This is a genomic window from Paractinoplanes brasiliensis (assembly GCF_004362215.1).
In the GTDB taxonomy this organism is placed as follows: Bacteria; Actinomycetota; Actinomycetes; order Mycobacteriales; family Micromonosporaceae; genus Actinoplanes; species Actinoplanes brasiliensis.
Window position 1 is genome coordinate 6,322,356 of record NZ_SNWR01000001.1, and the last position, 8,781, is coordinate 6,331,136.

8 protein-coding genes are annotated in these 8,781 nt (G+C 72.9%); 4 read left to right on the plus strand and 4 right to left on the minus strand.

Annotation, left to right across the window (positions count from 1 at the left end):
* The 3 genes from C8E87_RS28685 to C8E87_RS28695 all read right to left on the minus strand — a co-directional run bounded on the left by C8E87_RS28685 (window position 1) and on the right by C8E87_RS28695 (window position 4,026).
* Entirely contained in the window at window positions 1-774 is a 774-nt protein-coding gene (locus C8E87_RS28685; protein WP_133875958.1) for a thioesterase II family protein, read from the minus strand.
* Window positions 775-913: 139 nt separating this feature from the next.
* Window positions 914-3,298, minus strand: a complete 2,385-nt coding sequence (locus C8E87_RS28690) for an ABC transporter permease (protein ID WP_133877140.1) — start codon at window positions 3,296-3,298, stop codon at window positions 914-916.
* A complete protein-coding gene (locus C8E87_RS28695) occupies window positions 3,298-4,026 on the minus strand; it encodes an ABC transporter ATP-binding protein (protein ID WP_133877141.1) in 729 nt (242 codons plus the stop codon). The genes C8E87_RS28690 and C8E87_RS28695 overlap by 1 nt, the downstream gene beginning before the upstream one ends.
* Before the next feature lie 128 nt (window positions 4,027-4,154).
* On the opposite strand from C8E87_RS28695, the gene C8E87_RS28700 reads away from it, so the two are divergent.
* Window positions 4,155-5,402 carry a sensor histidine kinase gene (locus C8E87_RS28700; RefSeq protein ID WP_133875959.1) on the plus strand — a complete coding sequence of 416 codons (1,248 nt, stop codon included), beginning with the start codon at window positions 4,155-4,157 and terminating at the stop codon, window positions 5,400-5,402.
* Window positions 5,399-6,034: a response regulator transcription factor gene (locus C8E87_RS28705; protein ID WP_133877142.1), complete on the plus strand. Its 636-nt coding sequence runs from the start codon at window positions 5,399-5,401 to the stop codon at window positions 6,032-6,034. The genes C8E87_RS28700 and C8E87_RS28705 overlap by 4 nt, the downstream gene beginning before the upstream one ends.
* On the opposite strand, the gene C8E87_RS28710 is transcribed toward C8E87_RS28705, so the two are convergent.
* A complete protein-coding gene (locus C8E87_RS28710) occupies window positions 6,019-6,582 on the minus strand; it encodes a flavin reductase family protein (protein ID WP_133875960.1) in 564 nt (187 codons plus the stop codon). The genes C8E87_RS28705 and C8E87_RS28710 overlap by 16 nt on opposite strands.
* 133 nt (window positions 6,583-6,715) lie before the next feature.
* On the opposite strand from C8E87_RS28710, the gene C8E87_RS28715 reads away from it, so the two are divergent.
* Window positions 6,716-8,449, plus strand: a complete 1,734-nt coding sequence (locus C8E87_RS28715) for an acyl-CoA dehydrogenase family protein (RefSeq protein WP_203721005.1) — start codon at window positions 6,716-6,718, stop codon at window positions 8,447-8,449.
* A gap of 42 nt (window positions 8,450-8,491) precedes the next feature.
* A complete protein-coding gene (locus C8E87_RS28720) occupies window positions 8,492-8,755 on the plus strand; it encodes an acyl carrier protein (RefSeq protein ID WP_133877144.1) in 264 nt (87 codons plus the stop codon).
* Window positions 8,756-8,781 lie beyond the last annotated feature (26 nt).

Sequence of the window (8,781 nt, forward strand, 5' to 3'; positions counted from 1 at the left end):
TCAGACCCTCACGGTTGGTGTGGTGGACGTCGACAGCACTTCGGCCAGCGCGGCCAGGATCGGGGGCTCGTCGGTGAGGTAGAAGTGGCCGCCCGGGAAGTCGCGCAGCCCGAATCCGGCCCGGGTGAAACCCGACCAGGCGGCCAGCTCGGCCCGGTTCACCTCGGGATCGTCGACCCCGCCGAAGGCGACGATCGGCGCGCCGACGGCCACGGCGCCGCGCCGGTAACCGGCGAGCAGCCGGTAGTCGGCCCGGATGGCCGGCAGCACCAGGCCGAGCAGCTCGGGATCCCGGGCCAGCTCGCCGAACGACTCGTCGCCGCGGGCGATCTCGGCCGCCAGCTCCTGGTCGGTGAGCAGGTGCTTGTCGCCGGTCTCGCGCTGGTCGGGGGCGCGGGAACCGGAGACGATCAACAGGTCGACCACGGGGCCGTGCCGCCGCTCGAGCTCCAGCGTCACCTCGTACGCGACGACGGCGCCCATGCTGTGGCCGAAGAGGACCAGCGGCGACCCGGCGAGCGGGCCCAGCGCGTCCGCGATCGGCCCGGCCAGCTGCTCGACCGAGGTCGCCGGGGGTTCCCGGAGCCTGTCCTGGCGGCCGGGATACTGCACCGCGTGCACGATGGTGCCCACGGGCAGACCGTCCTGCCAGGTCCGGTACGCATTCGCTGTCCCGCCGGCGTGCGGCAGGCACACCAGGCGGCGTCCGGCGACCGTCGAGCAGGGCGCGGGCCGCAGCCAGCGATCGGAAGACCGCAAACCGTCTGTGATCATGAGTTCGCCTCCCATATCCGGCGAGGGCGAGTACACCGGTGACCGCTACATCGTTTCTATAGACGCCGACGTCCGAGGGAGGAGCCCGGGGGCGGCGACGGGGGACGCCTGCCCCCGGGCTCCGGCCGCAGGCCCGCGATCATCCCGTCCGCGGGCGCATCACGTTCCACGTCACGAAGGCGCTCGCGGCCGTCGCCATGGCCAGGCTGCCGAGGACGGCCCAGGCCAGGGTGCCGCCGCTGAGGTTCATCGACACCGGCGTCCCGACCTCCGCGCTCAGCCCGGAGGCCACGCCGGCCAGCGGCGGCAGGGTGGCCAGCAGACCCAGCGCCGAGCCGATGATCACCAGCAGCCCGGTCTCGCCGAGCGAGAAGCGCAGCAGCTGACGGCGGGTGCCGCCGGCCGACCTCATCACCTCGAAGTCGGTGCGCCGCCCGTATCCCGCCATCGCCATGCTGTTGGCCACGGCCAGGCCGCTGTAGCCGACCGCCACCACCGTGAGCATCATGGCCAGGCTGTTCGTGAGCTTGGCGTCGGTGTTGTACTCCTTCAGCGCGTACTGTTCCGCGTCCTGCAGCCGGGCGCCCGCGCTCAGTTTCACCGGAGCATGGCCGGCGGGCAGGAAGATGTTGTCCGTCATCGCCGTCGGGTCGTGCTGACGGACCGTGTCCCGCGACAGCACGAACGAACCACGCGCCTGGTCGGGCGGCAGCACCTGGGCCACCCGCAACGGGGCGCTGAGGCCGTCGCGGAACCGGACGGTCACCGTCGCGCCGGCCTGCACCTTCAGGTACTTCGCCACGGTCGTGTCGAGAACCGCCTCACCCGGTCGTGACCAGCGCGGATCCCGGGACCCGACCCCGTCGATCACCGCGGTGCCACCGCCCGGCCGGGCGACGAACAAGCGGGTCGGCAGCGCGGCCCGGCCGACCGGGTTCTCCTCGACCACCGCGTCGCTCAGCGCGGGGGCGTTGCCGGGATCGATGAGCACCTGCCCGGCCAGCTGCTTGGTGGTCTCGGCGGGGTAGGCCGTCCGCATGGTGTCGACGAGCCCGCTGATCAGCACGGCGAAGCCGACCGCGACGATCACCGGCGCCGCGGTGGAGGCGGCTCGCCTGGTCGCGTTGAGCAGCTCGGCCCGGATGAGCATCGAGCTCGCGCCGGACGACCCGCGGGTGAACGGCGCCGTCGCCAGGCGGGCGATCGGGCCGATGACGATCGGCGCCAGCAGCGCGGCGGCGGCGATCAGGCACATCGACGTCGCGATGGCCAGGTTGACGCGGCGGTCCGCGCCGCCGGCAGCGGTCATGAACGCCAGCACGACACCGACTCCGAAGATCGCCAGTCCGGCGATCCACCGGCCCCGGCTCATCGGGCGCTGCTCCGCCGCGGCGTCGCGCAGCGCCTCGATCGGCGCCACCCGGGCGGCCGAGCGGCTGGCCACGAAGGCGCCCAGCGCCGCGACCCCGGTGCCGATCGCGGTGGCGACCAGCAACGGCCAGGCCGAGATGATGATCCGGGAATCGGGTGGCGTGACGTCGAGCCGGTCGAGCGACGCCAGCATCGCCGGCGCGCCGATGACGCCGGCCACGCAGCCGGCGGCCGAGCCGAGCAGGCCGACGATGACCGCCTCGCCGAGCACCATGCGGCGGATCTGGCGTGGGTCGGCCCCGATGGTGCGCAGCAGCCCGATCTCGCGGCGGCGTTGCGCCGTGGCCAGTGCCAGGGTGGCCGCGACCACGAAGATCGTGGTGAACAGCGCCATGATCGCCAGGGCGGCGACCAGCTGGGCGCCCAGGAACCGCTTGTGGGTGATGAACCCCGGCTCCACGACACCACGGGCGTCGCCGGTCAGTGCGGAGCCGCTCTCGCCGAGGATCTCGCCGGCCCGGCCGGCGACCGCCGGAACCGCGGAGCCCTGCGGCACCAGCAGCCCGATCGTGGTCACCCCGGTGTCCCGGCGGGCGGCCTCGGCGTCGGTGAAGTAGAAGCCCTCGCCGTCCGTCGTCCCGCTGACCGTGAAGGTGTGCACGCCGTCGGCGAGTCCGATGGTCAGAGCGGAGCCGGTCCGCGCCCCGACCCCGGCGCCGGCCACCACCTCGGTGCTGGTTGCCGGAGCGCGCCCGGAGACCAGCTTGTACGGCGCCAGCCGGGCGCTGGCCCAGCCGTGCCCGGCCTCGGTCGCCGCCTCGTCGGCCACCGGCTCGCCGTCGGCGAAGGCCTGGGCGTAGAAGTTGCGATCGACGATCGCGGCCTCGACACCGTCGATGCCTTCGAGCTGACGGACCAGGTCGGCGGCCTGGCTCTCGGTCCACGGAACGCGGTCCCCGGCGGCGCCCGCCTGGTTGACCGCCTGGTTCGACACCACCAGAACCGCGCTTCCGGCCACACGCGGGTGGGGGCGTGGACGCCCCGAGTCGTAGAGGATCAGGGTGACGGCGATCAGGCCGACACCGACAACGACGGCGAGGAACGTGGCGAGGAACGCCCGCCAGTGCTCACGAATGTTGGCAGCGGCCAGCATCATGCCTCCAGCCGGGCCATCTGGGCGGCGATCCGGGCGGGTCTCGACGCGTCCGCCGGGTCGAGCGCCATCCGGTCGGCGATCCGGCCGTCCTTCAGGAAGATCACCACATCGGCGTACGACGCGGCGACCGGATCGTGGGTGACCATGAGCGTCGTCTGGGCCTGCTGGTCGACCAGCAGACGCAGCAGCGCCAGCACCTCCCGCGAGGTCTTGGTGTCGAGCGCGCCGGTCGGCTCGTCGGCGAACAGCACGTCGGGCCGGGTGATCAGCGCGCGGGCCAGCGCGACCCGCTGCTGCTGACCGCCGGAGAGCTCGCTCGGCCGGTGCCCGGCACGCTCACCCAGGCCGACCGCGGCCAGCGCCCGGGCCACCTCGGCGCGGTCGGCGCGACGGCCGGCGAAGCGCAGCGGCAGCTCCACGTTCTGCGCCGCGGTCAGCGACGCGACCAGGTTGAAGGCCTGGAAAACGAAGCCGATTCGGTCCCGCCGCAGCGCTGTCCGGCGGCGCTCGTCCATCCCGCTGATGTCGTCGCCGGCCACGAAGATCTGCCCCGAGGTGGGCTCGTCCAGGCCGGCGGCGCATTGCAGAAGGGTGGACTTGCCGGAGCCGGACGGCCCCATGATGGCGGTGAAGGAGCCCGTGGCAAAACCGATGGACACCCCGTCCAGCGCCTGCACCGCCTGGGTTCCCCGGTGGTAGACCTTGTGCACGGCACGCAGCTCCACCGCCGTCGCCAAGGACGAATCTCGCGTCGCAGTCATACCCCCTATCCGACCGTATCGGGCGTTCTGTGGTCACTGATCCCAGAGATAGTCTTTAAGGTAGAGTCCGCACTACCGCGGCGAATTTGCCGATGGCCTACCGTGGCAGGGTGCGCAGCCGCCGGACAGCTTGGCAGGCGATGGCCCTGGAGCCGGTGGGCTTCCTCACCTCGGCCTGGCCCTGGCGAGCCCTGTTGTACCTGGTCTCCGGCGTGTTCACCGGCGCCCTGGCCTTGGTCCTGTTCGTCGTGCTGGTCACCGTCGGCCTGGCCACCGCCGTCGCGCTCGTCGGGGTCGTGCTGTTGCTGGCCGCCGTGCTGATGGCACTGCCCTTCGCGCGCCTGGAACGCCGTCGGCTGCGACTGGTCGATCTGGACGGCATCCAGGATCCGCACCGCCCGCCCGGGGCGCCGGGGCTCCGCGCGTGGGTGCGCACCCGCCTGGCCGAGCCGGCGACCTGGCGCGAGCTGGTCCTGATGATGGTCTCGCTGACCGCACTCTGGCTGGTCGACCTCGCCGTGCTCGGCCTGGCCTTCGTGGTGCCGCAGCAGTTCATCAGCGCCCCGTTCGACGACCCGGCGACCTGGCCCTGGGCCGTGCTGGGGGTGCTGTTGCTGCTCGCCGCCCCGTTCTCGCTGACCGCCTGGGCGGGCGCCCGCGCGACGCTGTGCCGGATCGTTCTCGCGCCCCGCGACACCGAGGTCGACCCGGACCTCAAGGAGGTCAGCGAGTCGCGGGCCCGGCTGCTCGACGCGTTCGAGGCCGAACGGGCCCGCATCGAACGCGACCTGCACGACGGCGCGCAGCAGCGGCTCGTCTCGCTCAGCATGACGCTCGGCATGATGGCCCTCGACGTGCCCGACGGGTCCCCGCTGCGCGGGCGGATCGAGTCGGCGCAGGAACAGCTCACCCTGGCGCTGGCCGAGCTGCGCCAGCTGGTCCGCGGACTCAACCCGCAGGTGCTCACCGACAACGGGCTGGTGGCGGCGATAGAGGAAGCGGTCAGCCGGTTCCCGGTGCCGGTCACGCTCGACCTGCGACTCGCCGGACGGCTCCCGCAGCCGGTCGAGACGGCCGCCTACTATGCCATCACCGAGGCGCTGGCCAACGTGGCCAAGCACAGCAACGCCACCCGGGTCGAGCTGGTCGGGCGGCATCACGCCGACATCCTTGTCCTCGAGGTGAGGGACGACGGCGCCGGCGGCGCGGACGCCTCCGGCGGCACCGGGCTGACCGGCCTGGCGGACCGGCTCGCGGTGCTCGACGGGCGCATGCGGGTGTCCAGCCCGCCGGGTGGCCCGACTCTCGTACTGATGGAGATTCCATGCCCCTTCGGGTGACCCTGGCCGAGGACTCGACGCTGCTGCGCGAGGGTCTGGTGAGCATCCTCGGCCGGTTCGGGCACGACGTCATCGACGCGGTGGGCGACGCCGACGCGCTGACCGAGGCCGTCCAGGCCCGCCGTCCGGACATCATCATCACCGACGTCCGGATGCCGCCCGGAAACGCCAACGACGGGCTGCGGGCCGCCGTACGCCTGCGCCAGTCCTTCCCCGGCCTGCCCGTCCTGGTCCTCAGCCAGTTCGTCGACCAGTCGTACGCGGCCCAGCTGCTGGACTCCGACAACGGCGACGGCGTCGGGTACCTGCTCAAGGACCGGGTCGGCGCGGTGGTGGAGTTCAACGCCGCCGTGGAACAGGTCGCGGCCGGGCAGACCGTCGTGGACTCCGAAGTGGTCCGCCAGCTGATCAGCCGGCGCCCCGACCCGCGGCAACGGCTGACCGCCCGCGAGCTCGAGGTCCTGGCGCTGATGGCGGAGGGCCGCTCCAACGACACGATCGGCAAACGGCTGCGGGTCACGGACGCGGCGGTCAACAAGCACATCGGCAACATCTTCAGCAAGCTCGACCTGCCGACCACGACCGACGGCCACCGGCGGGTGCTCGCGGTGCTGGCCTACCTGCGGAGCTGAGCCGCGGGGGCCGCGGCCCGCGCGCCGGCCGACAGATCGCGGAACCCGCCGTCGAAGAAGAGCAGCGGCTCGCCCGCCTCGGGCGTGTGCCGGGCCGAGACCACCTGGCCGATCACGATCGTGTGGTCGCCACCGGGGATCACGTCCCGGACGACCGAGTCGATCCAGGCCAGGGCGCCGGTGAGCAGCGGCGCGCCGGTTGACGGTGACGCCTGCCAGTCCACCCCGGCGAACTTGTCCGGCTGGGACGTGGCGAAGTGCCGGCCCAGCGACTCCTGGCGGGCACTGAGGATGTTCGTGGCGAAGGAGCCGGCCCGTACGATCCGGGCCAGGCTGCGGCCGCGGTTCGACGCGGACACCATGACCAGCGGCGGGTCCAGCGACAGCGACGCGAACGACTGACAGGTGAAACCGACCGGCCCCTCGTCCTGGGCGGTGACGACGGTGACGCCGGTGCAGAACCGGCCCGTCGTCCGGCGGAAAGCCCGCTCGTCGATCCCGGGCGCCGGTGATGCGCTCGGCGGAACAGACCCGGCTGCGGTGTCCATGGCTGCGACGGTGTGCGCCGTCCCTATAACTCGCCTATAGCGCCACCGCCCCGGACGTCTATAGGAACGCGATATCCCGCCGCCGGAATCTTCGACGCGTAGAGCCGCGACGCCGTCCGGGAGCGTGAGTCGATTGTCACCGACCCTTGCTGGTCACCAGGCCGGGCCCGGCGCCGATGAACTCGAGCGCCGGCTCGGCGACCCGTGGGATCCGGCCAACCCGCTCGGCTTCGACCGGGTCCTGGCCGCGGACGAGCGCGAGGAGATGTTCGGCGACGGCGAGCGGGCGCTCGACGGTTACGGCCTGAACGCCGAGTTCGTGCCGGCGGAGCTGGGCGGCCGGCTCACCGGGATGGATCGGATGGTGGACGTGCTGCGGGCCGTCTACCGGCGTGATCCCTGCCTCGGCCTGGGATACGGCACGAGCTCCTTCATCGCGGCGGTCAACGTGTGGACCGCCGGTGACGCCGTCCAGCAGCTCACCGTGGCCGACCTGCTGCTGACCAACCGCAAGATCGCCTGCGCGTACCACGAGCTGGCGCACGGCAACGACATGGCGGGCACGGAGCTGGCCGCCCGGCCCGGCGACGACCGGCTGCTGCTGCGGGGACGCAAAGAGGTCGTCACCAACATCGAGCGGGCCGACGCGCTGGTGCTGTTCGCGCGCACCGACCCCGGGCCGGGCAGCCGCAGCCACTCCCTGTTCTTCCTCGAGAAGGACACGCTGCCGGCCGGCGGCTACCGCTACCTGCCCCGGTTCCGCAGCGCCGGCATGCGCGGCGTGCAACTGGGCGGCATGGAGTTCCGGGACTGCCCCGTCGGCCCGTCGAGCCTGCTCGGCCCGGCGGGGCACGGACTGGAGACCGCCGTACGGGCGTTTCAGCTGACCCGCACCGCCCTGCCCGCGATGACGACCGGCCTGCTCGACACCGGGCTGCGGGTGACCCTGCGGCACGTGCTGAACCGGCGGCTGTACGGCCGGCCGGTCGCGGAGCTGCCGCAGGTCCGTTCCGTGCTTGTCAACGCGTTCGCCGACCTGCTGATGTGCGAGGCGATGGCCCGGGCCGGCCTGCGCGCGCTGCACCTGCTGCCGGAGGAGACCAGCGTGTACGCCCCGGCGGTCAAGTTCGGCCTGGCCCAGCCGCTGCTGGAGGCGATGCAGCAGCTGGCCGGGGTGCTCGGGGCGGAGTTCTATCTGCGCGACGGCCCGCACGCGATCTTCCAGAAGCTCGTCCGGGACATCAAGCCCGTCGCCTTCGCGCACATCGCCCGCGCGGTCTGCCAGGCCACGATCCTGCCGCAGCTGCCGCTGCTGGCCCGGCGCTCCTGGCGCGACGGCGAACCGGCGCCGGACGCGCTGTTCCGGCCCGGCGCCGCGCTGCCACCCCTGGCTTTCGAGCGGCTGCGGGTCAGCGCCGGTGGCCGGGACCACTTCGCCCCCTCGCTGGCCGCGGGCCTGACAGCGCTCGGTTCACCCACCGACCCGCAGGTGCGCGAGGTGGCCCGCCTGGCGGCCGGGTTCGCGGCCGAGCTCCAGGCGTTGCGGGCCGCATGCGCCGAGCTGAATCCGCGCCGGCTCTCGTTCCCGGCCGGCGTGGACGCGAACGAGCTGCCCGCCCGATACGTCCGGGTGCTGATGGCCACGGCCTGTTTCGAGCTGTGGCGCCACCATCACACGACCGGCCACGGCTTCCTGGCGGAACCCGCCTGGGCGCTGGCCGTCCTCACCCGCCTCGCCGCGACCGGCGGACCGGCGCCGGTCCTGCCGCCGGAGGTCGAGGGGCGGATGTTCGCCGAGCTGCTCGACCGGCACGAGGCCGGCCGAAGCTTCGGCCTGGCCGACGGCTCGCGGACGACCGCGGGCTGACCGGAATCCCGACCTCTGATGGAGGAATCTGCTGTGGACGACATGCTTGTGTCCGGATCGGCCCCGGCCTCGTCGCAGGACGACCTGCGGCGGTGGCTGACCGCCCGGGTGGCGGACTACCTGGAGTGCCCCGCCGAGGGCATCGACCCGCTGGTGCCGCTGGGCGAGTACGGCCTCGACTCCGTGGTGGCGCTGGCGGTGGCCGGCGAGATCGAGGACCACCTGAACGTCACCCTCGACTCGACAGTGCTGTGGGACCACCCCTCGATCGACGCGCTCGCCCGGTACCTGCATCCGACCGACTGACCCGGCCCTCGCCGACCGTTCGCGCC